Genomic DNA, 25361 nt, shown 5'->3' on the forward strand with positions numbered 1-25361 from the left:
AGCGACGTCTCCAAGCACGCGGCCACCAAAGACGACGGCACGCCGATTCCGGTCCGTGTTTACGCCGACAAGGTCAGCGCATCGTCGTTCGTCGGCACCGAGGGATCGGACTCGGGGGCGCGTGACATTCGCGGCAAGCAGCTCGCCGCGATCGGAACGCAAGCCTCCGTGGCGATGGATATCTACAAGCGGGTCTTCGGGATCGACTATCCCTTCGACAAGCTCGACCTGGTGGCCGATCCCATGGGGTCGTTCTACGGCCAGGCTCCCTCTTCGGTGATCTACCTCGGTTTCGGAGTCTTCCGTGGGGAAGGCACCGTGGCGAGTTTCGGCGGCTCCGACATTTCCAAGTTCAACAAGGACGTCGTCGCGCACGAGGTGGGGCACCAGTGGTGGGGATCGCGAGTCACGAACTCGAACGACCGCAACTACTGGTTCGTCGAGTCGTTGGCGGAGCTTTCCTCCGCCCTGTACGTCGAAGAGGTCTTCGGACGCAAGCGTTACCTCGACAAGGTGGCGGACTGGCGGAAGAACGTCCTCGACGCCAAGCCGTGGGCGAGCGTCCAGAACGGCTACACCGTCTGGGCCGGAGAGGGGCCGACACCGATCGCGAACATCTACAACAAGGGTCCGTACGCCTTCCACATCCTTCGGTCCACGTTCGGGGACGACAAGTTCTTCGCGTTTCTCAAGGAACTCGGAAGGGGCCTCAACGGCAAGGAGATCGTGACGCGGGACATCCAAGCGGTGATGGAGCGCGTCTACCAGGGGAACATGGACTGGTTCTTCGACCAGTGGATCCGCGGGGTCGGGATGCCGCAATACGCGGTCTTCTACACCATCCGTCCGACCGAGGACGGGAAGTGGCTGGTCCAAGGCAAGATCCGGCAGCGCGTCGTGGCCGGAGAGAACAACACCGAGATGCCCGGCGTCTTCTTCCGCGCGGTGGCGCCCATGACCTTCGTGGCTCCGGACGGGAAGAAATTCCGCTCGTCGAGCAAGGTGCTCGTGCAGGGTCCCGAGACCCCGTTCCAGTTCAAGCTGCCGCAGGAAGCGGTCGAGGTCGTCTTCAACGACGAAGGCGAGATCCTCGCGCAGGACGTCCTCTACAACCAGAGCTGGTAGCGCGGCGAAAGGCGCCCGAGGGGATGGCGGACTGGGAGGCGGTGATCGGGCTGGAGGTTCACGCCCAGCTCGACACCCGCTCCAAGATCTTCTGCGCCTGCGCGACGGACGCGGCCGCGCCCCCGAACGCCCGGACCTGTCCGGTGTGCCTCGGCCATCCGGGCGCGCTTCCCGTCCTGAACCGCGGCGCCGTGCGGCTGGCGATCCGCGCCGCGAAGGCCCTCGGCTGCGACGTCGCCGCGACGAGCGTGTTCGCGAGGAAGAACTACTTCTACCCGGACCTTCCGAAGGGTTACCAGATCTCCCAATACGAGCAGCCGCTGGCGACCGGAGGGGGCGTCGACATCGAGCCCGCCTCGGGGCCCCGGCGCATCCGCCTGATCCGCCTCCATCTCGAGGAGGATGCGGGCAAGCTCGTGCACGAGGGGCTGCCGTCCTCCGGCAAGGCCTCCCACGTCGACCTCAACCGGGCGGGAACGCCGCTGGCGGAGATCGTCTCCGAGCCCGACCTCCGGACCGCCGAAGAGGCGTACCTGTACCTCCAGCGCCTGCGCACGATCCTCCGCTGGACCGGCGTGTGCGACGGCAATCTCGAGCAGGGCTCGCTCCGCTGCGACGCGAACGTCTCCGTGCGGCCGAGGGGGGCCGAAGCGTTCGGCGTGCGAACCGAGCTCAAGAACCTGAACTCCTTCCGCAACGTCCAGCGTGCGATCGAATACGAGATCGCGCGGCAGGTCGGCGTGCTCGAGTCCGGTGGACGGTTGACGCAGGGGACGGCGCTCTGGGACGCCGACGCCGGGGTGTCGCGACCCATGCGGGGCAAGGAGGAGGCCCAGGATTATCGCTACTTCCCGGAGCCGGACCTGCCTCCGCTCCTCGTTGACGCCGCGACCGAAGCGGAGGCGTCGCGGGAGCTCCCCGAGCTTCCCGCGGCCCGCAAGGCCCGATTCATCGCCGCGTTCGGGCTCTCCCCCGAAGACGCCCACGCGCTCACCCTCGAGCGTCCCGTGGCGGATTTCTTCGAGGCGGCGGCCTCGGCCGGCGGAAACGCGCGCGCGGCGGCGAACTTCGCGATCCACGACCTCGCCCGGGTCCAGAACGCCGCGAAGCTCCCTCCCGACGCCGTTCCGATCGCCGCCTCCCACCTCGCGTCGTTGATCGGCCTCGTCGATTCGGGCGCCGTCTCGACGAGCGCGGCGCGCGCGATCTTCGACGCGATGGCGACGAGCGGGAGGCCCCCCGGGGACCTCGTCCGGGACCTGGGCCTCGCCCAGATCAGCGACGAGGAGGTGCTGAAGGCGCTGCTCGCCGGGGTCGTCGAGGCCTACCCATCGGAATGGAAGCGCCTGCGGGAGGGGAAGTTGCAGCTCGAGGAGTTCTTCGTCGGCAAGGTGATGCGGGCCTCGAAGGGGAGCGCCAATCCCGCCGTCGTACGCGCCCTCGTCGAGGCGGAGCGCGCGCGGTGATCCGGATCGAGGGGCTGTCGAAGGTCTACGCCGGCGGACACGTCGCGCTCGACCGGGTGTCGCTCTCGGTCGAGCGCGGCGAGTTCGTCTTCGTGACCGGCCCCTCCGGAGCGGGGAAGACCACGCTGCTCCGCCTGATGCTCCGGCAGGAACGGCCCTCCGAGGGCTCGATCGTGATCGACGGTCGGGACGTCGGGATGATCGCGGCATCACGGGTGCCCGGCCTGCGTCGGTCGATCGGCGTCGTCTTCCAGGATTTCAAGCTCATCAAGCGGAAGACCGCGCTCGAAAACGTGGCCTACGTCCTCAACGTCGCGGGTATCCCGCGCGCCGAGCAGCGCCGTCGCGCGTATCACGCACTGAAGGGGGTCGGGCTGGCGCATCGCCTCCACGTCCACCCCGACGCGTTGTCCGGCGGCGAGCAGCAGCGCGTCGCCATCGCCCGCGCGGTGGTGAACGATCCCGAGCTTCTGCTCGCCGACGAGCCGACCGGCAACCTCGATCCGGACCTCTCCGTCGAGATCATGCGCCTGTTCCGCGAGATCAACGCCCGCGGCACCACGGTCGTCGTCGCGACCCACGATCGCGACCTGATCCGGCGCATGCAGCGGCGCACGATCGTGCTCACCCGGGGGCAGGCCGCCGAGGCGGAGCGAGCCGAATGAGGCGCTGGATCTCGCTGCTGCGTTATTTCGCGGAGGACGCCCTCGACGAGTGGCGGCACAGCCCGGGGGCCGCGGTCCTCGCGACGGCGACGGTGGCGGCGGTGCTCTTCGTCGGCGGCCTCGCCCTCCTCGTGGGCGCGAACGTCCGGGCGAGCCTCGAAGCCTGGAGTCGCGACGCGCGCGTCGAGATCTACCTCGCCGAAGGCGCGAGCGCGACCGCGATCGACGGCGTGCGCGCCAGGCTCGAGGCCCTTCCGGGAGTCTCGCGGGTCGTCTTCGTGGGGAAGGACGAGGCGCTCCGCCGCTTCCGGCTGGTGTTCCGCTCGCTGGCCGACCTCCCCGCGGAGCTGGGCGAGAACCCGCTGCCGGCCTCGTTCGAGGCCTACGTCGAGCCCGGTCCGGCCGCGGACGAGACGGCACGGCTCGTCGAGGCGGCGGTCGGATCGGAGCCCGTCGTCGAGGAGGTGCGCTTCGACCGGGCGATGCTGGCGCGGGTCGAGTCGATGCTCGGCGTCGCGCGCTGGGGCGTTGGGGGAATCGGCGCGCTCGTCGCGGCCGCGGTGATCTTCGTGGTGGCCGGGGTGACGCGCCTGGCGGTCTACGCGAGGCGCGACGAGGTGGACGTCATGCTGCTCGTCGGTGCGACGCCGTCGTTCGTGCGCGGTCCGTTCCTCCTCGCCGGGGCCGCCCAGGGGTTGCTGGCGGCGCTCGTCGCGCTGGGATCCGTGGAGCTGGCCCGACGCACGGCCCTGGCCTACTCGGGCGCCGATCCCGCGGCTCTGGTCGGACTCGCGCTCGGCAGGCCTCTCCCCGCGTCGGCGGCCGGCGCGCTCCTCGCGGCGGGGGTGGCCGTGGGCCTCGCGAGCTCCTGGGCCGCCGTCCGCGGCGCGCGCGAGTGAGCGCGCGCTACCAGTCGAAGACGATGTAGAAGTCCTGCCGCCAGCCCCCCGTGTCGGCCTTGACCTTCTGCAGCTGCACGATGCCGACGCTCGGGTCGGAGTCCGCGAAGGTCGTGTACGACATGCGGTGCGACCACGCCCAGTTGAATTGGAGTCCCCCGAGGAAGAAGAACTGGAATCCGACCCCGTAGGAGCCGCGCAGGTCCTGGAGCCGGTCGTTCTCGGAGTCCCACATCTCGAAGGGCACGGCGGTGAACCGCGAGCCGTCGAAGTTCGCGCGGACGACCTGGGCATCCGGGTCGAAGAACAGGTCGTCCGACAGCCACGCGGTCCCGGCATCGACGAAGAGGAAACCGCGGATGCCGCGGATCGGTCCGAACGGGAAGCGGAGCTCGTCGATGAGCGGGAAACGCAGCTCGAGGTTGGACCAGAGCACGCGCGAGCCGAAGAAGTCGCGGAAATCGTAGCCGCGCAACTGGTTGTAGCCGCCGAAGCCGTAGTAGGTCTCGCGGTCGCCCGCGTTGTACAGCCCCGAAAGGCGCCAGGCCAGGGTCGAACGCCGCGTGACCTGCTTGTAGGCGCGGAAGTCGAGGTTGTACTGCATCAGGTCGCCCGGGACGTCGCCGCTGAGGTGGGCGCCGTACTGCGCGCCGACGCGGAAGCGTTTCCCCTGGAAGGGGCCGAAGTACTGGTACCGCGTCGTGTCGCCCACGAGATGGGTCCCGAGCAGCGCGAAACGGTCCCCCACGCGCTGGGAGACGAGCCCTCCGGTGACGGGGTCCTGGGAGAGGTAGTCCTGCGAGGAGTCCAGGAGGCCGACGCTGCCCTCCACGCGGTAGTACCGGCTGAAGGGCCAACTCGCCTCGAGGGAGCCGCCGGTCGCGCGCTGCACCTGCTGGCGATCCACGCCGCCGGAGGTCAACGCGAGGTAGTAGTCGCGGTAGTCGTAGAGCGTCGCCCCCCATTGCAGGCGGTGCTTCATGTTCGCGTACTGGACGAGGAAGTTCGCGTAGTCCGAGACGCTGTACGCGAGCACCTGGATGCGGTGGTCGCCCAGGAGGTCGGAAAAGCCGATCGCGACGTTGGTCAGCAGCGTACCGTCGTCGGTGATCCCCACGCCGATCGACGGGGCCTCGAGGTCGTATTTCGCCTTGTAGGGAACGATCCTGCCGCGATCCGCGGTCAGTCGCAGCGGCGGCTCGAACGGGGCGTCTTCCGCGGCGGGGGTCGCATCCGCGGGGGCGATGCGCGCTTCGGGCTGGCGGAGCGGCATCCGGTACAGCCGGAAGGTGCCCTCGTAGTAGGCGGAGTACGCGAGCACCGGCTCGCCGCCCCGCGGGGCCAGCTCCACCGGCGAGAAACAGCCTCCCACGACGTCGGTGTACTGCCGGATCTCGGCGGTCGCGAGGTCGAGGGCGTGGATGTTGAACACCCCGTACCCGCCCCGGTCCGACGAGAAGAAGATCGTCTTGCCGTCCCGGGAGTACGACGGCTGGATGTCGAGCGACGGGCCGAAGGTGAGCTGCGTCTTGCGCGAGGGGTCCGCGGCGTCGACGGAGAAGATCTTCCACGACTCGCCGATCCGGCGGTTGTACAGGAGCGACGTCCCGTCCGTCGACCACCACGGGTTCGCGTCGAAGAAGTCGTCCTGCGTCAGGTTCCGGATCGCGCCGGACTCCACCTCGAGCTCGAAGATGTCCACGACGCCGCGCAGGTTGGCCTCGAAGGCGATCCGCTTGCCGTCGGGCGAGAAGGCGGGGCTCGAGGTTTCCGCGTACTCCTCGAGGGGGAATTCCTTCAGGACCTTCCCGCTGAGCGCGTCGAACAGGAAGAGCGGCTTCCGGTTCTCCTTGCGGACGAACGCCGCCAACACGTCCCCCGTGGGGGACCAGGAGAGATCGCGCTTGCCGGAGAAGGCCTCCGCGACGAGGTACTGCCAGCGATTCGTCCACCCCTTCGTGAGGTTGCGGACGACCGTGCCGTCCTCGGCGGACAACACGACGAGGTCGAGCTCCATCTTTGGCGTCGCGAGCGCCGCGATGAGCTCGCCGGACGGGGAGATCGTCGGGGAGAAGGTGAACGTGCCCTCCCGCTTGACGCCGATGTGCCGGCCGTAGTCGTCCGGGGATTTCTTCTCGAGAAGCACCGGGAAGTACTTCTTGCGGAGGTAGCGGTTGAAGCGCCGGTTGAACTCGTCGACGTCGTAGCCGAAGGCCTCCTTGATCGCCTTGGGCACGTTGTTGGTCAGCAGGACCCGGCGGTACTCGTAGATGAAGTTGCGGAACCCCTCCTGACCGTGTTCCTGCTCGATGAAATCGAACACCGCGTGCCCGTACCGGTACGTGAGGAACGACAACACGTCGAGGGCCTGGATCGGCGGCAGGAAGTTGTTGACGACCGCGTCGCGCATCACCATGCGGTCGAGGTTGTCCTCGTCCTTGGCGACGTAGGACGCCATCCCCTCCATCAGCCAGGTCGGCACGTTGGAGCGCAGCGCCCGCCCGAGGTAGCCCTCGTAGAAGATCGAATACTGGAAGATGTGCACGAGCTCGTGGGCGATGAGCTCGTAGAGCTTGTCCGGCGGAAGGTCCACCGGAAGGACCATCCGGTTCTGGATCGGCTCCGCGAAGGCCCCCACCGCCTCGGGGATCTCGCCCAAGGTGACGTTGGTCTGCTCGAAGTCCGCGTGGGTCTGGTAGAGGATGATCGGCACGCGGTAGCGCAGCTCGTGATCGAGGTCCTTGCTGATCCGCAGGTAGGCGCTCTCGGTGTACGAGACGATGTCGTCGAGGAACTTGTCGGTCTCGCCGTAGTAGTGCAGGTCGAAGTGGGGCGAGGCGTACACCTTCCAGTCGAACCGATCGTAGGCGATCTTGTTCTGGCCGAACTGGGCCAGCGCGGAGGATCCCGCGAGGACGGCCCAAAGCGCGACGACGCAACGGAGGATCGGGCTCGAGCGGCGCATGTCGGCTCCTCGGTTCAACCCTTGAAGACGTAACGGACGTCGGGTCGTTCGCGCTGCGCGATGACGGACAGGACGTCGCCCGCGATCGTCGCGCTCAGGTCGTAGAACGCGGTGATGGGATCGTTGGACAACCCGCCGTAGACGGCGTCGCGGCGGAAGCGGTCCCGGTGGAGCAGCTCGCCGGACCCGCCGGCGAAGAACAACACGTCGACCTCGAACTGGAATCGTTCCTGCTCGACGAACCGCGTCTGCTTGATCTTCTGGCCGGTCCGATCGTCCACGTAATCCACGTCCTTGAACCCCGAGGCGTCCGAGCGCGTGTAGCGCAACGCGCCGGACACGAGCAGGTCCGCGCCGTGCTCCCGGCCGAGCTGTCGCCAGAACGGGGCGTTCGCGGCGAGGTCGTCGAGGCTCTGCTCGGGGATCGCGGGGGCGGGGGTGACGTCGAGCACGCGCAGCGGCGAGTTCTTGCGGAACTCCGTGCGCAGAAAACGGACGATCTCGCGATTGAGGTCGAGCAACTCGCTGTCGTTGACGAGGAAGCTCGCGACGAGCAGGCTGCTCCGCGACGAGACGTCGAGTTTCGGGGGAAGGGGGAGGGACACGGTGACTTCCACCGCCTCTCCGCGTCGCGACCGCGTCTCCTTCGACGACGGCTCGGGGAGCGCGGGGCGACGCCCGTCGGGATTCTTGCGCACCGATTCCCAGAACCGCTGCGCCCGGGTGGCGTTCTTCTCGATCCGGGCGTCGCGCTCGCCCGCGGCGAGCGCCCGGGCGTAGAGGTCCCGCGCCTTGTCGGGCTCACCCATCGCCTCGGCGCCGACGGCGAGATTGTTGAGCACGCGGGGATTGTCGGGCTCGTTCGCGGCGGCGAGCGTCCATCGGTACTGCGCTTCGCGCCAATTGCCCTTGGCCGCCATCTCCGCGCCGAAGGCGAGGAGGGACGTGACGTCGCGTCCGGACGCGGGATCGGCGGCGCGCGCGGCGAAGACGATGCAGGACGCGGCGATGAGGAGCCGGAGCGGGCCGTGCATGGCCTCGCATAATACACTCCCGTTCCGATGCGAGCGCGTGCCGTACATCCGCCGAATCGCCCCGTGGACGCGGCGTTTCGCGCGGTGCCGTCGAAGAGCGACACGCATCGGGCGCTCGTGGCGGCGGCGCTCGCCCGGGGCACGAGCGAGATCGACTCTCCGCTGCTCGCCGACGACACCTCGCGGACCCGGGACGGGCTCGCTGCGCTGGGGGCGCGGTTCGCGGAATACCCGTCGACGTGGCGCGTCGAGGGAACCGCGGGATCCGTGCGCGGCGGCGCCCGGATCGCCCTCGGGGAATCGGGGACGACGTGCCGCCTGCTCGCCGCGGTGGCCGCGATCGGCGCCGAGGCGAGCCTCCTCGACGGGACGCCTCGCCTGCGCGAGCGACCCTTGCGTCCCCTGCTCGAGGCGCTCGCGTCGCTGGGTGCCGACGTGCGTGCGGATCCCCGCACGGGCGGATTGCCGCTTCGCATCGGCGGAAGGCCGATGCGCGGGGGAGCGGTTCGGGTTCCCGGGGGGCAGAGCAGTCAGTTCGCCAGCGCGTTGATGCTCGTGGGGGCGCGCCTTCACGGTGGGCTCGAGGTCGAGATCGAGCCGCCGAGAGTCTCGCTCCCGTACGTCCGCATGACGCGCCGGACCCTCGAGGCGTTCGGCGTGCGTTGTTCCGAGGCCGGCGAGGGGACGTGGCGGGTGCCGGAGACGGACTACCCGGGCGGCCGTTACCGCGTGGAAGGGGATCACTCCTCGGCGTCGTATCTCCTGGCCGCCGCGGTCGCGACCGGGGGCCGCGTGCGCCTGGACGGGCTGGAGCCGGACAGCCTCCAGGCCGATGCGGCGTTCGGCCCGCTGCTTCGGGCGGCCGGCGCCCGGGTCGCCTCCGCGCCGGGGAGCGTCACGGTCGAATCGTCGGGCACCCTCGCGGCGTTCGACGTCGATCTCTCGGCCTCACCGGATCTGGCGCCCACCGTCGCCGTCGTCGCCCTGTTCGCCGACGGCGAGTGCCGGCTGCGTGGTCTGGGAGCGCTGCGCGTCAAGGAGTCGGACCGCCTGGAGGCGGTTGCGGAGGGGCTTCACGCGCTCGGCGCGGGAGTCGCCGTCGAGGGGGACGCGCTGCGCGTGGTGCCGCCGGCCCGGCCCCGCGGTGCGACGGTGCGGACGCGGTCGGACCATCGACTTGCGATGGCGTTCGCGGTGGCGGGGCTGCGGATCCCGGGCGTCGTCGTCGACGACGCCGCGTGCGTGGCGAAGTCGAACCCGGGGTTCTGGGACGACTTCGCCGCGCTCGAGGCGGGTGGGATCAGAACTGGTAGCTGAGCCCGAGCGACAACACGTCGGTCTTGAAGTCGCGCGAGTTGAACTGGGCGGTGGCGGGCTGACCGGCCTGCTGCGGGGCGTCCGGCACGATCAGCTGGACGGGCACCAGGACCGTGTCCATGTAACTGGCCCGGCGGTACGAGACGAGGACGTGCGTGTTCTCGACGACCCGGAAGCGCGCGCCGAACTCGACCTGCACGTTCCACACGCTCTTCGAGAGCGACTTCTGGAGCCGCGCCGGGACCGGATAGATCGTGTCGACGGAGTCGAACGCGTAGGTCAGGAAGTCGCCGCTGTCGGTCTTCAGGTCCTGCACGAGGAAGGCGAACCGGGCTTCCGCGTACAACACGACGCGCCGGCGCGAGAAACCGAAGTTGATGCCGCCCGAGCCGGTCGGCCCGAGTCCTTCGGTGTCCTGCGACCACACCACCAGGGGGTTGACGAGGCCGTCCGTGTATCCGATGCCCGGCGGGGCCTGGGCGCCGAGCGAGATCAACCATGCGGAGGTCGGGATGTTCCCGGTGTAGCGGAAGCTGCGCAGCCCCGCGCTCCAGTTCCCCCAGATCCGGCGACCACCCCACTCGCGGCCGTAGATGAGGTCGATCGTCTGCAACCGGTTGCCGAGATTGCTCGGGCCGCTCGAAGCGGAGGTGACGTCGGCACCGAGGTAGCGGACCTCCCCGGGGTCGGCGAGCCCGTTCCCGTTCGCGTCGTCGGTGAAATCCCAGTAGGGAGGGTTGCGGGCGGAGTTGACCGCACCGTCCTCCGCCGTCAGCGACCACCACTGAAGCGGCCCGGTCGGGGGACTGCTGGTCCCGCCTCCGGCCGCGGCGACCAGGAATCCGCTCGCGTCGAGGCGATACGAGTCCTCCTGGACCCCTTCGAAGACGAGGGAGAACCGCCCGCGCTCGTTCGGGAGGGTCCAGCCCACGACGAAGCGGCCGCGCGTCGAGTCGGTGAGCTCGAATTCGTTGCGCGCGTCGCTGGTCGTGTCGGTCTGGTAGGTGGCGTTGAACGTCTCGATCGAGTCCGAGCCGACGCCGACCTCGAGGTAGAGCAGATTGCGACCGCCCCACCAGGGGCCCTTCCCGGAGGGGGTCTCGGTGGCGGCCGCGGGGGTGGCCTCGGGCGCCGGCGGGTCCGGGTCCTTCTTGGGCTCGTCGGCCCGGGCGAATCCGCCCGACCACACGAGAACGATCGCGGCGAACGTCGCCTGCGTCCAGCGCATCCCGATCATTGGTCTCGAACCCCCCGCCCGGCCTCGCCGGGCCCCCGTGCTCCGAACCCGAGCGACGCCGACCCGGCGAACGCCCCGTTGGGAAAGCGTCGTTATATAGGAGAAGGGTCCTGGGCCGTCAAGCGGAGTCTCGCGCGGAGCCCTTTCCGCGCAAGTTCGTGCTGCATGGTTGCAACGGCCGACGTGCTAGGATTGCGGCGCTTCGTTCGGGCCGCTCCGGGCAGGTCGCCCGGCAAGCGCGCCCCGTAAAGATGTGTACGCCTGGAGGGGTTGTCGGACATGAGAAAACAGCTGATCGCGGTTGCGGCTGCGCTGCTCGCTACGGCGCCCGCGCTGGCCTCGGGCTTCAGCATCTTCGAGCAGAGCGCCAAGGCCTCCGGTCAGGCCGGTGCCTGGGTGGCTCGGGCGGATGACGCCGCGGCCAACTGGTACAACCCGGCCGCGCTCGTAAAGCTCGAGGGCACTCAGGTTCAGTTCGGCTTCAACTACATCGACATCGGCGGGGACACGAACTTCACGATCGGCAGCGATCCATTCCCGATCGGGGCCGCGGCCCTTCTCGGGGTGACCGTCACCCCCGGCCAGCGCTTCGAGTCGGAATCGAACGTGGCGATTCCCAGCCACCTCTACTTCACGGGCCACCTGAACGAAGATTGGGCGTACGGGATCGGTCTCACCGTCCCCTTCGGTCTCGTCACCGAGTGGAAGGACCTGCCGCTCACGCTGGTCTCGCAGAAGGCCGAGTTGATGACCCTGAACATCAACCCGAACCTGGCCTACAAGATCAACGACAACTGGTCGGTGGCGTTCGGGTTGAACTACCTCTACGCCGACATCGCGGAGTTCTCGCGCTTCGTTCCCCTCCCCGACGTGGAGCGGGCGCCGATCCCGGCCGGCACGTATGAGTTCAACCTCAAGGGCAACGGCGACGACCTCGGCTGGAACGCGGCGATCCACTACGCGGGTCCCGACTGGAACTTCGGCTTCACCTATCGGGACGGCGTCAATCCGGACATCGGCGGCACGGCGGAGTTCACCGGCATCGAGGCCCCGTCGATCGGCGGGGACACCACCCTGAATCTCCCGGCGCAGGCCGCGATCGGCGTCGCCTACACCGCGCTCCCGAGCTTCGACATCGAGTTCGACGTGAGCTGGGCCAGGTGGTCCACCTTCAAGAGCCTGATCGTCCAGTTCGACGACGGCTCGTCGATCAACCAGGCCGAGAACTGGTCCGACACCCTCGCGTTCCGCATCGGCGGCGCGTGGAGGCTCGCGGAGGCGCATGAGATCCGCCTGGGCCTCGTTCGCGACCAGAATCCGATCCCCGACAACACCCTGCGCCCGTCGATCCCCGACGCCGACCGCACCGGCCTCAGCTTCGGCTACGGCTTCGCCGGCAAGAAGTTCCAGTTCGACGGCTACGGAATGATGCTCAAGTTCGACGACCGTAACGCCAGCGGCGTGTTCGGGGGCGGTGCACCGTCTCCGTACGACGGCGTGATCGACGGCACCTACAGGTCGAAGGTGCTGCTCCTCGGTCTGACCGCCGGCTACAAGTTCTGATCGTTCGAGCCGGCCCGGGGAGCGGACGGCCGCTCCCCGGGCCTTTTTGCTTTTCGGGGGGCCTCGGCGTTGCGCGAGTTGCTCCGCTCGAAGCCCGTCCATCCCGCCGGCGCCCTCGCGACCACCGCGCCGGCGATGTGGCCCGAGATCGAGCGGGAATCGGCCGATCGTTGCGTCCGGACTCTGGCGGCCGCCCTCGCCCGCTACGGACTCGATTCGGATCGCACCGTCGCCGTCGTCTCCGTTCCGACCCCTGAGGCGCTCGTGGCCTTGGCGGCGGCCGGCGCATGCGGGGCCCGTACGACGCTCGTCGATCCGGAGCTCCCCGACGCCGCATTGACGGCGGTCCTCCGGGACCTCGGCGCCGCCTACGTCCTGGCGGGGGGCGAGGCGACGCTCCGGCGCGTGGTCGACCTCCGGCCTGAACTGGAGACGGTGGAACTGGTCCTGGCGCTCGTCGAGCCCGCGGCCGGCGGGCGTCCGCTCCCCGCCCTGTCGCTCACGACGCTGCTCGACGGCGAAGACCCCGGAACGAGCTCGTTCGCCGGGGACCCCGGCTTCGAGATCGTGGCGCGCGACGGCCTCCGCCGCCTCTGGGGTGCGTCGGATCTGGCGCGCCGACTCGGCGAGTTGGCGGGCCGGTTGGGACTTTCGCCGAGCGACACGGTTCTCGTGCGGCTGGAGACTCGCGACCTCCATTGGGCCCCCGGCGTCGGGGCCGCGCTCGCGAAGCAGTCCCGCGTCGTCCTGGACCCACCCGGAACGGGGGACCTGGAGACCACGCTCGCGACGCACAAGCCGACGATCGTCCTCGTCGCCGCTCGGGAGCTTGCAGCCTGCCGTGCGTCGTGGGAGGCCGAGGTCCGGCGCCGCTCGTTCCTTCACCGACGCGTGCACGACTGGGCGGTCGACAAAGGGTCCCGAGCCGAAACCCGACCGTGGGTGCGCCGGCTCGCGGACCGGCTCGTGCTCGCGGCCTACCGCGATCGGATGGGAGGCCGGATCCGCAAGGTCCTCGCCACAGGCGGGGCGATCGACCCCGGGACGGCGCGCTTTTTCGGGGCCGTGGGACTTCCGGTCGAAGCGGTGGCAGAGTGAGTCTGGCCCTCGCCTTGCAAACCTCCTCCCCCGAGGGAGGGTCGTGCGCGTGATGCCCCGGTATTTTCTACCCTGTCTGATCTTCACCCTGGCCGGATCGGCCTTCGCCGAGGGCGGGCAGGGTGCCGCCCAACTCGCCGCCGTCCAGACCCCCGCGGCCGCGGCGTCAGGGGACTCAGGCAAGCGCGTGCTGGACGACGCCACCATCGAACGCCTGCTGGCCCTCGCCGAGCCGGAAGAGGTGAGCGTCCGTACGGTACTCGTCCCCGCGGCCGTCGAGGATCGGCAGGGCCGCATCGTCCGGGGGCTGACCCAGAAGGACTTCCGGGTCTTCGAAAACCAGGTTCTCCAGAAGATCGAAGCGTTCTGGATCGAAGGATCCGAGCCCGTCTCGATCGCGTTCCTGCTCGACGTCTCCGGGAGCATGCGGATGTCCGGGAAACTCGAGGCCGCCAAGGAGGCGATCCGTTTCTTCGTGACGAGCCTGCGTCCCCAGGACCGTTATGCGCTGATCTGCTTCGCCGACGATCAGGTGGCCTGGGTGACGGAATTCACCAGCGACCGGGCCCGTTTCCTCGAGCGACTGGCGGTCCAGGAGGGGTTCGGGCAGACCGCGCTGAACGACGCCGTGGCCGCCGCCCCCAAGCTCGTGGACGAGCGCGCCGAGGGACGGAGGGCGATCCTCCTGTTCACCGACGGGGTCGACAATGCGAGCAAGCTCTCGGTGGAGCAGTCGATCCTCGCGGCCCGGAAGGTCGAGGTCCCGATCTACACGGTCGGCTTCACCGGAATTGCCGCCGACCTCCGCGAGAAGTCGCGCGTTCCCGAGAACACCGCGGTACTCAAGCGTTTCTCCGAGGAGACCGGTGGGGCGATGTTCGTCGTCCATGACCCGGACGAGCTGAAGGAGTCGGTCGCCCGGATCGACCAGGAGCTCCGTTACCAGTACCTCCTCGCCTACCAGCCGGCCTCCCGGACCTGGGACGGATCGTTCCGGGCCATCCGCGTCGAGGCTCGCGGTGGGCGCCTCCAGGTTCGAACCCGCAAGGGCTATTACGCGAATCCGTGAGGCTCCGGCCGAAAGCTCCCGATCGATTCGGGGGTGCCGGGTAAAAAATACCCTCACCCCCTCGCGAACCCACCGTCCCGCGTGACAGAATGATCATCTGAATCACGGTTTTGGCGGTTTTTGACCCGCAGCACCGATGGCACGCGGATTGACATGGGTACGAGAGACCGACCGGCGGCACCCGTCGGCGGGCGGCACGGGCCGATCCGGATAGCGAAGGAGTGATGATCATGCAGAAGCGTTCGATCCTGTTCGTGGGGCTGGTGGCGTTCGCCGTTGCGGCGTCGACCGGCTGCGTCACCAAGAAGGTCTTCCGCGCCCAGGTCGCGGAGACCGACACCAAGATCCAGGGCGTGCAGACCGGCGTCGAGACCAACGAGAAGCGCATCGGCGATCTCGCCAAGGAGACGGACGACAAGATCACCGCCGTCCGCGGCACCGCCGAAAAGGCGGTCGAGATCGGGTCGACCGCGCTCGGGAAGGCCGAAGAGGCGCAGAAGATGGCGCGCGGCAAGCTGCTCTGGCAGACCACGCTGTCGGACGACAGCGTGAAGTTCTCGTTCGACCAGAACGAGCTGCCGACCGCGGCCACCGACCTCCTCGACGACCTCGCCGGGAAGGTCAAGGGCCTCGACAAGACGGTCTACCTCGAGATCGAGGGGCACACCGACAACATCGGAAGCGAGCAGTACAACGAGTCGCTCGGCGAGAAGCGCGCCGATGCGGTGCGTGCGTACCTCGCCGAGAAGGCCGGCATCCCGCTGCACGCGATGAACGTCATCTCGTACGGCGAGTCCAAGCCGGTCGCAGACAACACGACGCCCGACGGCCGCGCGAAGAACCGCCGCGTCGTCATCCGCGTCCTCGAGTAGGCGGCACACCCCGGCTTCGCGACGCCCCGCCGCGGCTTCCCGCCGCGCGCGGGGCGTTCGCGTTTGACGGGTATCCTGTTCCGCCCGTAGGGAACCTGCAGGGGGAATGACGCCCTTGTCGTCGACGCGCGATTTCCGAAAGCTGCTCGCCGATCGCATCGTCGTCTTCGACGGCGCGACCGGCACGCGCCTGTACGACATGGGAGTCTTCCTCAACCGGTGCTTCGACGAGCTGAACCTCTCGGCCCCCTCCATGGTCGAGGAGGTTCACCGGGCCTACGTCGCCGTCGGCGTCGACGTCATCGAGACCAACACCTTCGGAGCCAATCGGCCCAAGCTCGAAAAACACGGGCTCGGCGATCAAGTCGCCGCGGTGAACCGCGCGGGGGCCGAGATCGCCCGCCGGATCGCCGGCGACGGAGTGTTCGTCGCCGGTGCGATCGGCCCCCTGGGCATGCGGATCGAGCCGTGGGGACCCACGTCGGTGGACGAGGCCGCGTCGGTCTTCGCCGAGCAGGCGCGGGCGCTCGTGGAGGGGGGGGTGGACCTCTTCTCCGTCGAGACCTTCTACGACCTCGCCGAGATCGAGGCGGCGGTGGCCGGCATCCGGCGCGTCTCGGACCTTCCGATCGTCGCGCAGCTCACCCTGGAGGACGACGGCAACAGCCTCGAAGGCGTGGCGCCGGAGGTCTTCGGCCCGCGGCTCGCGGCGCTGGACGTCGACGCCGTCGGGGTGAACTGCTCCGTCGGTCCGGCGGCGATGCTCGAGGCGATCGAGCGGCTCGCCCCCGTCGTCCTGAAGCCTCTCGCGGCGCAGCCGAACGCCGGCAAGCCGCGCAACGTCGACAACCGGAACCTGTACCTCTGCAGCCCCGAGTACATGGCGACGTACGCCGGACGCTTCATCCAGGCGGGGGCGCGGATCGTCGGCGGTTGCTGCGGAACGACGCCCGAGCACCTCAAGGCGATCCTCCGGGCGGTGCGCGCCCTGCAGCCCGCCCGCCGCACGACGGTCGCCGTGACGGCGCCGCCTCCGCCTTCCGAGACGACCCCCGTTCCGGTGGAATCGCGGTCCCGTCTCGCCGCCGCCGTGTCGGAAGGGAAGGTCGTCGTCAGCGTCGAGATGCTCCCGCCGCGCGGTCTCGACCTCTCGAAGAACCTCGCGGGGGCGAAGCTCCTCGCCGACGCCGGCATCGACGCGATCAACATCCCCGACGGGCCCCGCGCCTCGGCGCGGATGAGCCCGATGGCGATGGCCGTCACGCTCGAGCGCGAGATCGGGATCGAGACGATCATCCACTACTGCTGTCGCGACCGGAACCTGCTCGGGATGCAGTCGGACCTGATCGGCGGGCATGCGCTGGGCCTGCGGAACGTCCTGCTGATCACCGGCGATCCCCCCAAACTCGGCGACTACCCCGACGCGACCGCCGTCTTCGACGTCGATTCGATCGGTCTGGCGAACATGGTCCACCGACTGAACCACGGCATCGACGTCGGCGGCAACCCGATCGGCGAGCCGACCGGGTTCTACTTCGGCGTCGGCGTCAATCCGGGCTCGCCCGATCTCGACCGCGAGATCGCCCGCTACGAGTGGAAGGTCCAGGCGGGCGCCCATTTCGCGATCACGCAGCCGGTGTTCGATCCCGAGCAGCTCCTGCGATTCCTCGAGCGGGTCCGGCACGTGAAGATCCCGCTGCTCGCAGGGGTGTGGCCGCTCGCCTCGTACCGCAACGCCGAGTTCATGAACAACGAGGTCCCGGGCGTGCACGTGCCCGACGCGATCCTCGAACGCATGCGCCGCACCGACACGAAGGACGCGGCGCGCGCCGAGGGGGTCGCGATCGCCCGCGAGGCGATCCTCGCGGTCCTGCCCTACGTGCAGGGATTCCAGATCTCCGCTCCGTTCGGGAGATACGCAACCGCGATCGAAGTGGCCGAAGTCATTCCACGGAGGACCCCCCGATGAATCGACGTTCGAAGTTCCTCGCCGCCGGCACGCTCGCCGGCCTCGTCGTGATCGTCGCCGGCTGCACCGGCGGCGGCGCTCCCCCCGCACCGGCCGCGGCCGAGCCGACCGCCCCCGCCGCCGGCTCCCCGGTCGCCGAGAACCCGCCGGCCCCGCCGCCGCAGCCCGCGCCGGTCACGCCCCCGCCCGCGAGAGCGGAGGTCGAGAAACCCAAGCCCGCGCCGAAGCCGGCCCCCGCGCCCGCGCCCGCGCCCAGACCCGAGCCGATCGTGAAGACGGTCGCCGCGGGAACGCCGATCGAGCTCGAGTTGATCGACGGCGCCTCCAGCAAGACGAGCCAGGTCGGCGACGCCGTCACCGCGCGCGTCGCCAAGGACGTCGTCGTCGACGGCGTCGTCGTTCTCGCCGCGGGGACGCGCGCCTTCGGCAGCGTCACGGAAGCCGTCCCGCTCAAGAAGATCGGCGGCCAGGCGAAGCTCGCCGTGGAGTTCAACCGCGTGGAGCGCGAGGGCGAACCCACCCCGATCGCCGCGACGTTCGCGGCGGAGGGGGAGAAGCAGTCCGGCAAGGACGCCGCGAAGATCGGCGGCGCCGCGGCCGCGGGCGCCCTGCTCGGTCGCGTCCTGTCGGATGACAAGACCAAGGGCACGGCGATCGGCGCCGTCGTCGGCGCGGCGGCCGGCACGGCGGCAGCCGCCAAGACCGGCCAGAACAACGACGTCGAGTTCGCCCCCGGGGCGACGCTCGTCGTCACCCTCAACGCCCCGGTGCAGGTCACCGTCCGGCGCTGAACCGTCCTTTGAGGATCCCGCTGTCCCCGTCGGCGGACGCCGCCGGGGACAGCGGGGCAGGAAAGGATCGAAACGGCGCGCTTCTCCGCGTGGCCCACCGGTTGCAATCCTCCGGGGCGGCCGCCTCGAGCGGCGTGGAGGATCCCGTGAACAAGCGCGTGTTTCCCGTTCTGGCGCTCCTGCTGGCGAGCGCGGCGTCGTCCGCTTGGGCCCAGGCGGCCCGCGACCACGGCGCCTTCCAGTTCCGCCTCGGCGGATTCATGCCGCAGGCGAACAGCGAGTTCTGGGACTCGAACTTCGACGCCTACACGCTCGACTCGAGCGACTTCAACGATGCGATGCTCGGGGGAAGCTACGTCTTCTCGGCGTCCAATTTCGTCGAGGTCGGCTTCAACCTCGACTTCTACGACTCCGTGGCCCGCTCGGCGGACGTCGACTTCACCGACCAGTTCGGAAACGCGATCCTTCACGACACGTCGCTGCGCCTGGTTCCCATGACGGTCGACGTGCGCGTGTTGCCCGCGGGTCGTTACGCGATGCGAGGCCAGGGCGGCCGAATCGCCGTGCGTCGCCCCGTGCCGTACCTCGGTGCCGGACTCGGCTTCAACTATTGGGAGTTCGAGGAGGTCGGCGACTTCGTCGACGATCCGGGCGCTCCCGAACCGGCCGTGATCTTCGACCGCGTCGCGGACAGCGGCACCGACTTCGAGACACACGTGCTCGCGGGGATCGAGGTCCCGGTGAGCCCCTTCTGGAGCCTGACCTTCGAGGGGCGTTATTCGTGGTCGGAGGCGGAGACGGACGGCCGGCTCGCCGACCTCTACCCCGGGAAGATCGACCTGGGCGGCGCGGCGTTCTTCTTCGGCGCGTCGGTGCGGTTCTAGCGGGAGAGCGGCGGCTCGGGCTCGGTCTCGCCGAGGGCCGCCGCCACCTTCCGCAGCAGCACCTCGTTGACGTTCATCCCCTTGCGGACGACGTCGTCGATGCCCGCCGCCAGCAGGCGGTTCCACCCCTCGCCGTACATCTCGGATTCGTCCTCGGCGGTGAAGGCAAGCACGGGGCAGGTCTTCGGGTGGCGCCGCAGGAGCTCGAGCCCGTCCTCTCCGTTCGCGAGGTAGATGTCCAGGAGGATGATGTCGACCGGACCCTCGCGAAGCGCCGCCGACGCCTCGTCCACGTTGCGTGCGGCCTTCACCTCGTACTTCCCGCGAAGGGCCTCGCGCGCGATCTCGAGGAAGTACTCCATGTCCTCGACGACGAGCACCGTCGCCCGGTGGCCGGGCGGCGCCGCGGGGCGCGCGGACGCGGGGGCGAAGTGCAGTCCGCAGCGGGGGCAGATGACCTCGTTCGACGGCGCCGCGGCGGCAGGCGCGGCCGGCGGCGGGACCGGCGACGGGACCGGTGCAGGGAACGCGGGAGCCTGCACCGCGATCGACGCCCCGCAGGCCTGGCATTTCACGACGCCGCCGGTGGCCGGGATCTTCGTGGTGTCGACCAGGTAGCCCTTGCCACATGCCGAGCAGCGGACTTCGATCTTCACTTCTTCGCCTCGAGCGCCGGATCCGGCAGGAACGGCAGGGGGTCGACCGTGACGCCGCCGCGTCGAACCTCGAAGTGGACGTGTTCGGTGGTCGCGTTCCCGGACCGTCCCACGAGCGCGATCTCGGCGCCGCGCTCCACGACGTCGCCGGCGGCGACGAGGTTCTTCGAGTTGTGCGCGTAGACGGTCTGCTCGCCGTCGCCGTGATCGACGACCACGACCCTGCCGTAACCGCGCTGCTGTCCGGCGAAGACGACGCGGCCCGCGCGCGCCGCGAGGACGCGGTCGCCCCGCCCGCCGCGGATGTCGATCCCGCGGTGGACGTTGCGTCGCCGGCGCTGCCCGTACGGTGCGATCACCTCGCCTGCGATGGGCCAGACGTAGCCGTTGGGCCCGACCGGCAAGGTGGCCTCCGGAATCGCGGCGACGGGCGTCTCGGGGATCGGCGCGGGATACGGCGGGACGTCCACCGCGCCGATCGCGCCGGGGATGAAGATCGCCTGCCCCACCTCGAGTCGCTCCGGATCGGGGATCGCATTCGCGTCGGCGAGTTGCTCGACGGTCGTCCCGTACGCGCGCGCGATGCGCCAGAGGGTCTGCCCGGCCTGGACGACGTGGAAGATGCCCGTCGGTTCGTCGGGCTCCTCGGGCTCGGGTCGGATCGGGGGCGGCGGCTCGACGAGATCGGTCGGCGGCGGGGGCGTCGGAGTCGGCGTAGGGTCGATCGACGGTTGCGGCCGATAGGCGAGCAGACACGAAGGAAGCAGAATCATCGACGCCGCGACAAGTCCCACGGCGACCCCGCGTGGGGTGCGGCGATCTCCCGGCGTCGACACGGGGCGACTATAGGCGCGTCCCGGGACCGGGACAACCCCGTCCGTGTGGCGCTCGGCCCACCCCTGCCTATAATCCGAGGTCGATTTCCCGAGGAGAGCCCATGACCGTTCAGCCCCGCGTCGCCGTGCTCTTGCTCCTCTTCGGCTCGCTCTGGGCCGCATCCTCCGCCCGCTGTGCTCCCGCCGGCGCTCCGGCCGCGCCCCCCGCCCCGAGCTCGGTCGCGAAGGTCGGGCCCGCCGTGCCCGGCGCGCCGTTTCCGGCGTGGACGTACACGAACCTGAATCCCGCCGCGGGACCCGCGAAGGTCGACCTGGCGACCGTCCTCGGCAAGCAACCCGTGATGCTCGTCTACTGGATCGCCGGCAATCTCCGATCGGAACAGGTGCTCCGGGAAGCCGAGGCGCTCGGCAAGGCCGCCGGGCCGCGCCTCGCCGTCTTCTCGATCGCTTCCCCGCCGATGGGGAGCAGCGACGTGAACCCGATCCGACAGCGCCTGAGCGAGATGAAGATCCAGATCCCGTGCCTCAACGACGAAGGGTTCCGGCTCGCGCAGCAGCTCGCCGTGAAGTCGGTCCCGTCGATCTCCCTCGTCGACGCCTCGGGGGTCCTTCGCCTGGTCGGCGCCGGCTCGCCGAAGCAGTCCGTCGAGTACAAGCTGACCGTCGCCGACGCCATCAAGCGCCTCGGCCAGACCGGCCAGCTCGGGACCTACGGCGAGCTTCCCCGCTACGAGCCGGTCGTGGAGCTTTTCGGCACGAAGCCCCCGGCGTTCGATCTCCCCGCCGCGGAGGACGGCATCCCGCGCAGCTCCAAGAGCCTGCTCGCGAGCGACAAGATCAACGTCTTCGTCTTCTGGGCGATCGACTGCCCGCACTGCACGCAGTTCATGCCGAAACTGAACGCCTGGGTGAAGGACCACCGCGACGGGGTCAACGTCGTCAGCCTCGCACGCGTCATGAACGACACCCTCAAGACACGTACCCAGGAGTTCGTCCGCCTCAACGGCTTCGTCTTCCCGACCCTGATCGACAAGGACTTCGCCGTGGCCCAGCAGTACAACGTGATCGCCACGCCGACGATCCTGATCCTGCGTCCGGACGGGACCGCGGACTCGATCATGCCGGCGAGCGAGACCGACTTCGACAAGTTCTTCGCGGCGAAGAAGAAGGCGTTGCTGGGGAAGTCCTAGCTCCCGCCGGCGGCGAGCGCCGGAAGCCGCGAGAGGTCCCGCAGCACGCCGGGCCCGGGAGCCAGCCGCCCCCGGCGGTCCACGAGTACCGCGTCGATCCCCGCCGCCCGCGCTCCGTCGCCGTCGAGCTCGGCGACGTCGCCGACGTGCAGCGCCTCCGCCGGCCGTGCGCCCAGGCGCTTCAGCGCGCGGCGGAAGATCTCGGGGTCGGGTTTCTCGATCCCCTCGAAACAGGACACGACGACCGCGTCGAAGCGCGACGCGAGGTCGAGGCGTTCGAGGAGTCGCGGCAGGCGCGAGTCCCAGTTCGACACGACGGCGAGCCGTACTCCGGCGCGACGCAACACGTCGAGGGTGGGGAGGACCTCGTCGGGGACCTCCCAGGCCGCGGCGTCGAGGAACGCGTCGCGCAGCGGGCCGAGGGCGTCGACGGCTTCCGATCCGGGGACGCGCGAGGTCACACCCGCGACGAACCGGCGCCAGTACCCCTCCTCGCCGTCGGGGAAGAAGCCGTACCGGTCCGCGCCGGGCGGGATCGCGCGGTCGAGGTCGCGCCACGAGGCGAGGATCGCCGCCTCGAACGACGCCTCCGACGCAGTGACGCCGAACGTCGAGAAGACCCTCGCGTAGACCGCGCCGTAGGACGCCCGGGGGGACAGGATCGTCCCCCCGGCGTCCAGCAGGACGAACGGGTAACGCAAGCCTCTCGTCAGGCGGCGGGCTTCTGGAAGGCCGCCGCGTCCACGACGGGATCGACCTCGAACGACTCGAGGTCGTAGGTCGCGAACTCCTGTCCGTCGATCGTGACGACCTGCTTGTGCGGCACCTGGCGGCCGCCCACGTCGCGGTAGTCCGAGAAGCGGACGTCGTACGCTCCAGGAGCACCCTGCGGCGTCTCGCCCTGATAGGTCTGCCTCAGGACCTTCCCGTCGGAGGCGACCCACAGGCGCGACTCCACGCCGCGCAGCGTCACCGACACGACGTCGCAGGCGACGCCGTCGACGTCCTCCTTCCCGGCGCCGACCGCCTCGGCGTCGCCGGCGTACCGCACGATGCTCCGCAGGTCGTGCGCGAGGTCCTTCTTCGCCTTTTCGACTGCCGGAGGCGGCAGGTCCCGAACCTGGCCGCCCGACGTCATGAACGACGCATCTTCGGCGACCACGATCGTCTGCTCCCCCATCGGGGACTGGATGGTGACGTGCATCCGGTCCGGGAAGGCGAGGAGCAGCGTCTGACCGAGTTGTATTTTCTGTCCACCGAAGTTGATGGTGCGCTTGGTCTTCGCCCGGATCGCCTTCACCGACGTCGCGTCCTTGCCCCCGAGCGCGGCGGCCGCGCGCGCGAGGACCTGCTTCCCGGCCGCCGCCGTGGCGCCGGTCTTCGCGACCTTCGGCGCGGCGTCGGGGGGCGGGGGGATCGTGATGTCGAGCGTCGTCACCTTGCCGAGCGTGGAGAGGGGCTTGCCGAAGTCCGCGGCCTTGCCCGCGATCATCACGGTCAGGGCATCCGGCTTGACGTATTGCTTCGCGACGCGCGCCACGTCTTCCTTGGTGACCTTCTCGATGTTGGCGCGGTAGGTCTCGAGATAGTTCGCCGGGAGGCCGTAGTAGGCGTTGTTGATCTGCTGCCCGAGGATCTTGTCGCGGGAGTCGTAGTTGAAGACGAACGAGTTGAGGATCGACTCCTTCGCGCGCTTGAGCTCCTCGTCGGAGGCCGGGTTCGTGATGATCCCGGAGATCTCCTCGCGCAGGGCCGCGACGGCGTCGAAGACGCTCGCCGACTTGGTCTGCATCTGCGCCTGGAAGAGGCCGGGCGCGGTGAAGCCGGCGCCCAGGCCCCCGCCCACGCTGTAGGCGAGCCCCTTCTTCGAGCGGATGTTCGAGAACATGCGCGCGGAGAAGCCGCCGCCGAGCACCTCGTTCATGACCTGCACGGCGAAGAAGTCGGGGTTCTTCCGGTCGATCCCCAGGTGCGCCATCCCGACCGTCGCCTGCGTGACGTCGGACTTCTCGACGAAGAAGACGCCGGGGTTGGCCTCCTTGCGGTACGCCGGGGTCGGCAGCGGCGCCTCGGCTCCCTTCGGCCACGCCCCGAACGCCGCCTCGATCTTCTTGCGCATCTCCTTCGAGTCGAAGTCGCCCACGACTCCGAGGAGCACGTTGTTGGGCTGCCAGTACTTCTTGTGGAAGGCCACGACGTCGTCGCGGGTGATCGCGGCGACGGTCGCGTATTCCGTGGTCCGCGCCAGCGGGGAATCGGCGCCGTAGACGAGCTTGCGCAGCTCGCGGCCGGCGATCCCGTTGATGTCGTCGTTGCGCCGGGCGATGCCCGTGCGCTCCTGCACCTTCGCGAGGTCGATCTTGTCCTGCGGGAAGGCCGGGTTGCGGAGCACGTCCACGAAGACCTTCAGGACGTCGTCGAAATCCTGCTTGAGGCAGTTCATCGACGCGCCGGAGACGTCGTCGTCGACGAACGTCTCGACGTTGGCGGCCTTCGCGGCGAGGAACTCGTCCATCGTGTCGGCGGGCATGGAGGCGGTTCCGCCCGAACGCTGCGCCTGACCCAGGACCGAGCCGAGCCCGATCTTGTCGGCGGGCTCGAGGTAGGAGCCGGCGCGCACGCGGGCGGTCACGGTGATCAGCGGCAGCTCGGTGTCGGGCATGAGCCACACGCGCATGCCGTTCTTGAGGGTGAACGACTCCGTCTGCGGGACCTTGAAGTCCGGCAGGGTCGGGTACTTGATGTCGGTGTAGACCTTCGCCTGGGCGAAGGCCGGGAGCGCCGAGAGGACGATCGCGGCGGCGAGGAGCAGGCTCTTCGTTCGCTTCATGGTTCCGGCTCCTAGTTCGACGCCGCGGCGTCGCTGTTCTCGAGCATCGCCACGGTCCGGTTGTTCTTGACGAAGGTGGCCTTCGCGACGCGCAGGATGTCTTCCTTCGTCACCTTGTCGATCTTCTCGACGGACCGGAAGATCTCCCGCCAGTCCCCGTACCGCGCCTGCGCGGAGGCGAGCTGGATGGCCAGCCCCTGGTTGTCGTCGAGGCCGCGGATGAGGTTGGCCTTGGCCTGCGTCTTCACGCGGGCGAGTTCCTCGTCGGTGACCGGCTCGCTCTGGATCTTCGCGATCTCCTCGCGGATCGCCTCCTGCACCTGCGGGTTCGTCGCCCCCGGCGCGGGGATGGCGAAGAACAGCATGAGGTTCGGGTACTTGTCGCCGGGGTAACCGGGGAACGCCCCCGTCTGGGCGGCGAGCTTCTTGTCGCGGACGAGGCTGCGGTAGAGGCGCGACGTCCGGCCGCTCGAGAGGATGTCCGACATCGCCTGGAAGACCGCGTCGTCGGGATGGCCGGACGCGGGCTTGTGGTACCCCTCGACGTAGACGGGCTGCGCCTTGTCGGGAATCACGATCGTCTTCTCGGCGATCTGCGGAGGCTCGACGGTGCGCAGCGGGTCGGGCTTGGGCGCCTTCGGCAGGCGGCCGAAGTACTTGTCGAGGATCGGGACGATCTCCTTGGCCTTGACGTCGCCCACGATCGCGACCGTCATGTTGGCGGGGACGTAGTACTTGCGGAAGAACGCCTGGCCGTCCTGCACCGAGAACGACATCAGGTCGCTCATGTACCCGACGACCGGCTGCTTGTACGGGTGGGACGAAAACGCCACCATTCCGAACTGCTCGATCATGCGGCCGATCGGGTTGCTCTCCGTGCGCAGCCGCCGCTCCT

At 69.4% G+C, this 25361-nt stretch carries 21 protein-coding genes; 13 read left to right on the top strand and 8 right to left on the bottom strand.

The window, feature by feature from the left end; all coding sequences use genetic code 11:
* The 4 genes from VF139_05160 to VF139_05175 all read left to right on the top strand — a co-directional run.
* On the top strand, nucleotides 1–1125 hold a 1125-nt coding region (locus tag VF139_05160; GenBank protein HEX6850777.1), incomplete at its 5' end, for a M1 family aminopeptidase.
* A gap of 23 nt (nucleotides 1126–1148) precedes the next feature.
* Complete coding sequence (gene gatB, locus VF139_05165; GenBank protein ID HEX6850778.1) at nucleotides 1149–2591, top strand: Asp-tRNA(Asn)/Glu-tRNA(Gln) amidotransferase subunit GatB; 1443 nt, start codon at nucleotides 1149–1151, stop codon at nucleotides 2589–2591.
* Complete coding sequence (ftsE, locus tag VF139_05170) at nucleotides 2588–3256, top strand: cell division ATP-binding protein FtsE (GenBank protein ID HEX6850779.1); 669 nt, start codon at nucleotides 2588–2590, stop codon at nucleotides 3254–3256. The genes gatB and ftsE overlap by 4 nt, the downstream gene beginning before the upstream one ends.
* Nucleotides 3253–4155, top strand: coding sequence for a permease-like cell division protein FtsX (locus VF139_05175; protein ID HEX6850780.1), 903 nt, complete (start codon nucleotides 3253–3255; stop codon nucleotides 4153–4155). Before ftsE ends, VF139_05175 begins: the two co-directional genes overlap by 4 nt.
* A 7-nt stretch (nucleotides 4156–4162) precedes the next feature.
* Here the strand turns inward: VF139_05175 and VF139_05180 are convergent, their stop codons facing one another.
* Nucleotides 4163–7120 carry a hypothetical protein gene (locus VF139_05180; GenBank protein HEX6850781.1) on the bottom strand — a complete coding sequence of 986 codons (2958 nt, stop codon included), beginning with the start codon at nucleotides 7118–7120 and terminating at the stop codon, nucleotides 4163–4165.
* A gap of 14 nt (nucleotides 7121–7134) precedes the next feature.
* Nucleotides 7135–8154 carry a hypothetical protein gene (locus tag VF139_05185; protein ID HEX6850782.1) on the bottom strand — a complete coding sequence of 340 codons (1020 nt, stop codon included), beginning with the start codon at nucleotides 8152–8154 and terminating at the stop codon, nucleotides 7135–7137.
* A gap of 27 nt (nucleotides 8155–8181) precedes the next feature.
* Here VF139_05185 and aroA point away from each other — a divergent pair, with 27 nt between their 5' ends.
* Complete coding sequence (gene aroA, locus VF139_05190) at nucleotides 8182–9471, top strand: 3-phosphoshikimate 1-carboxyvinyltransferase (GenBank protein ID HEX6850783.1); 1290 nt, start codon at nucleotides 8182–8184, stop codon at nucleotides 9469–9471.
* On the opposite strand, the gene VF139_05195 is transcribed toward aroA, so the two are convergent.
* Nucleotides 9455–10708 (bottom strand): hypothetical protein, encoded by a 1254-nt coding sequence (locus VF139_05195; protein HEX6850784.1) that lies wholly within the window; start codon nucleotides 10706–10708, stop codon nucleotides 9455–9457. The two genes, aroA and VF139_05195, sit on opposite strands and share 17 nt — an antisense overlap.
* Before the next feature lie 279 nt (nucleotides 10709–10987).
* On the opposite strand from VF139_05195, the gene VF139_05200 reads away from it, so the two are divergent.
* The 7 genes from VF139_05200 (at nucleotide 10988) to VF139_05230 (ending at nucleotide 18954) form a co-directional block, all read left to right on the top strand.
* A complete protein-coding gene (locus VF139_05200; GenBank protein ID HEX6850785.1) occupies nucleotides 10988–12271 on the top strand; it encodes an outer membrane protein transport protein in 1284 nt (427 codons plus the stop codon).
* A gap of 69 nt (nucleotides 12272–12340) precedes the next feature.
* On the top strand, nucleotides 12341–13369 hold the full coding sequence (locus tag VF139_05205; GenBank protein ID HEX6850786.1) for an AMP-binding protein: 1029 nt from the start codon (nucleotides 12341–12343) through the stop codon (nucleotides 13367–13369).
* Between the two features lie 52 nt (nucleotides 13370–13421).
* On the top strand, nucleotides 13422–14438 hold the full coding sequence (locus VF139_05210; GenBank protein ID HEX6850787.1) for a VWA domain-containing protein: 1017 nt from the start codon (nucleotides 13422–13424) through the stop codon (nucleotides 14436–14438).
* Nucleotides 14439–14668: 230 nt separating this feature from the next.
* Nucleotides 14669–15310 carry an OmpA family protein gene (locus tag VF139_05215; protein ID HEX6850788.1) on the top strand — a complete coding sequence of 214 codons (642 nt, stop codon included), beginning with the start codon at nucleotides 14669–14671 and terminating at the stop codon, nucleotides 15308–15310.
* Between the two features lie 106 nt (nucleotides 15311–15416).
* Nucleotides 15417–17279: a bifunctional homocysteine S-methyltransferase/methylenetetrahydrofolate reductase gene (locus VF139_05220; protein HEX6850789.1), complete on the top strand. Its 1863-nt coding sequence runs from the start codon at nucleotides 15417–15419 to the stop codon at nucleotides 17277–17279.
* Nucleotides 17276–18070 (top strand): hypothetical protein, encoded by a 795-nt coding sequence (locus VF139_05225; protein HEX6850790.1) that lies wholly within the window; start codon nucleotides 17276–17278, stop codon nucleotides 18068–18070. The genes VF139_05220 and VF139_05225 overlap by 4 nt, the downstream gene beginning before the upstream one ends.
* A 146-nt stretch (nucleotides 18071–18216) precedes the next feature.
* A complete protein-coding gene (locus VF139_05230; GenBank protein ID HEX6850791.1) occupies nucleotides 18217–18954 on the top strand; it encodes an outer membrane beta-barrel protein in 738 nt (245 codons plus the stop codon).
* Here the strand turns inward: VF139_05230 and VF139_05235 are convergent.
* Together VF139_05235 and VF139_05240 are read right to left on the bottom strand one after the other, a co-directional pair.
* A complete protein-coding gene (locus VF139_05235) occupies nucleotides 18951–19610 on the bottom strand; it encodes a response regulator (GenBank protein HEX6850792.1) in 660 nt (219 codons plus the stop codon). The two genes, VF139_05230 and VF139_05235, sit on opposite strands and share 4 nt — an antisense overlap.
* Nucleotides 19607–20446 (bottom strand): M23 family metallopeptidase, encoded by an 840-nt coding sequence (locus tag VF139_05240; protein ID HEX6850793.1) that lies wholly within the window; start codon nucleotides 20444–20446, stop codon nucleotides 19607–19609. Before VF139_05240 ends, VF139_05235 begins: the two co-directional genes overlap by 4 nt.
* 101 nt (nucleotides 20447–20547) lie before the next feature.
* Between VF139_05240 and VF139_05245 the strand changes: the two genes are divergently transcribed.
* Nucleotides 20548–21636: a TlpA family protein disulfide reductase gene (locus VF139_05245; protein ID HEX6850794.1), complete on the top strand. Its 1089-nt coding sequence runs from the start codon at nucleotides 20548–20550 to the stop codon at nucleotides 21634–21636.
* Here VF139_05245 and VF139_05250 read toward each other — a convergent pair.
* The 3 genes from VF139_05250 to VF139_05260 all read right to left on the bottom strand — a co-directional run.
* Nucleotides 21633–22337, bottom strand: a complete 705-nt coding sequence (locus VF139_05250; protein HEX6850795.1) for an HAD-IA family hydrolase — start codon at nucleotides 22335–22337, stop codon at nucleotides 21633–21635. The two genes, VF139_05245 and VF139_05250, sit on opposite strands and share 4 nt — an antisense overlap.
* Before the next feature lie 8 nt (nucleotides 22338–22345).
* Complete coding sequence (locus VF139_05255) at nucleotides 22346–24466, bottom strand: insulinase family protein (protein ID HEX6850796.1); 2121 nt, start codon at nucleotides 24464–24466, stop codon at nucleotides 22346–22348.
* Nucleotides 24467–24477: 11 nt separating this feature from the next.
* A partial coding sequence (locus tag VF139_05260; protein HEX6850797.1) for a pitrilysin family protein occupies nucleotides 24478–25361 on the bottom strand: 884 nt, incomplete at its 5' end.

This window comes from Candidatus Polarisedimenticolaceae bacterium (genome assembly GCA_036376135.1).
In the GTDB taxonomy this organism is placed as follows: Bacteria; Acidobacteriota; Polarisedimenticolia; order Polarisedimenticolales; family DASRJG01; genus DASVAW01.

Coding starts and splice junctions, on each gene's coding strand:
- gatB (HEX6850778.1), top strand. CDS start 1,149: ATGGCGGACTGGGAGGCGGTGATCGGGCTGGAGGTTCACGCCCAGCTC.
- VF139_05175 (HEX6850780.1), top strand. CDS start 3,253: ATGAGGCGCTGGATCTCGCTGCTGCGTTATTTCGCGGAGGACGCCCTC.
- VF139_05180 (HEX6850781.1), bottom strand. CDS start 7,120: ATGCGCCGCTCGAGCCCGATCCTCCGTTGCGTCGTCGCGCTTTGGGCC.
- VF139_05185 (HEX6850782.1), bottom strand. CDS start 8,154: ATGCACGGCCCGCTCCGGCTCCTCATCGCCGCGTCCTGCATCGTCTTC.
- aroA (HEX6850783.1), top strand. CDS start 8,182: ATGCGAGCGCGTGCCGTACATCCGCCGAATCGCCCCGTGGACGCGGCG.
- VF139_05195 (HEX6850784.1), bottom strand. CDS start 10,708: ATGATCGGGATGCGCTGGACGCAGGCGACGTTCGCCGCGATCGTTCTC.
- VF139_05200 (HEX6850785.1), top strand. CDS start 10,988: ATGAGAAAACAGCTGATCGCGGTTGCGGCTGCGCTGCTCGCTACGGCG.
- VF139_05210 (HEX6850787.1), top strand. CDS start 13,422: ATGCCCCGGTATTTTCTACCCTGTCTGATCTTCACCCTGGCCGGATCG.
- VF139_05215 (HEX6850788.1), top strand. CDS start 14,669: ATGCAGAAGCGTTCGATCCTGTTCGTGGGGCTGGTGGCGTTCGCCGTT.
- VF139_05220 (HEX6850789.1), top strand. CDS start 15,417: ATGACGCCCTTGTCGTCGACGCGCGATTTCCGAAAGCTGCTCGCCGAT.
- VF139_05225 (HEX6850790.1), top strand. CDS start 17,276: ATGAATCGACGTTCGAAGTTCCTCGCCGCCGGCACGCTCGCCGGCCTC.
- VF139_05245 (HEX6850794.1), top strand. CDS start 20,548: ATGACCGTTCAGCCCCGCGTCGCCGTGCTCTTGCTCCTCTTCGGCTCG.
- VF139_05255 (HEX6850796.1), bottom strand. CDS start 24,466: ATGAAGCGAACGAAGAGCCTGCTCCTCGCCGCCGCGATCGTCCTCTCG.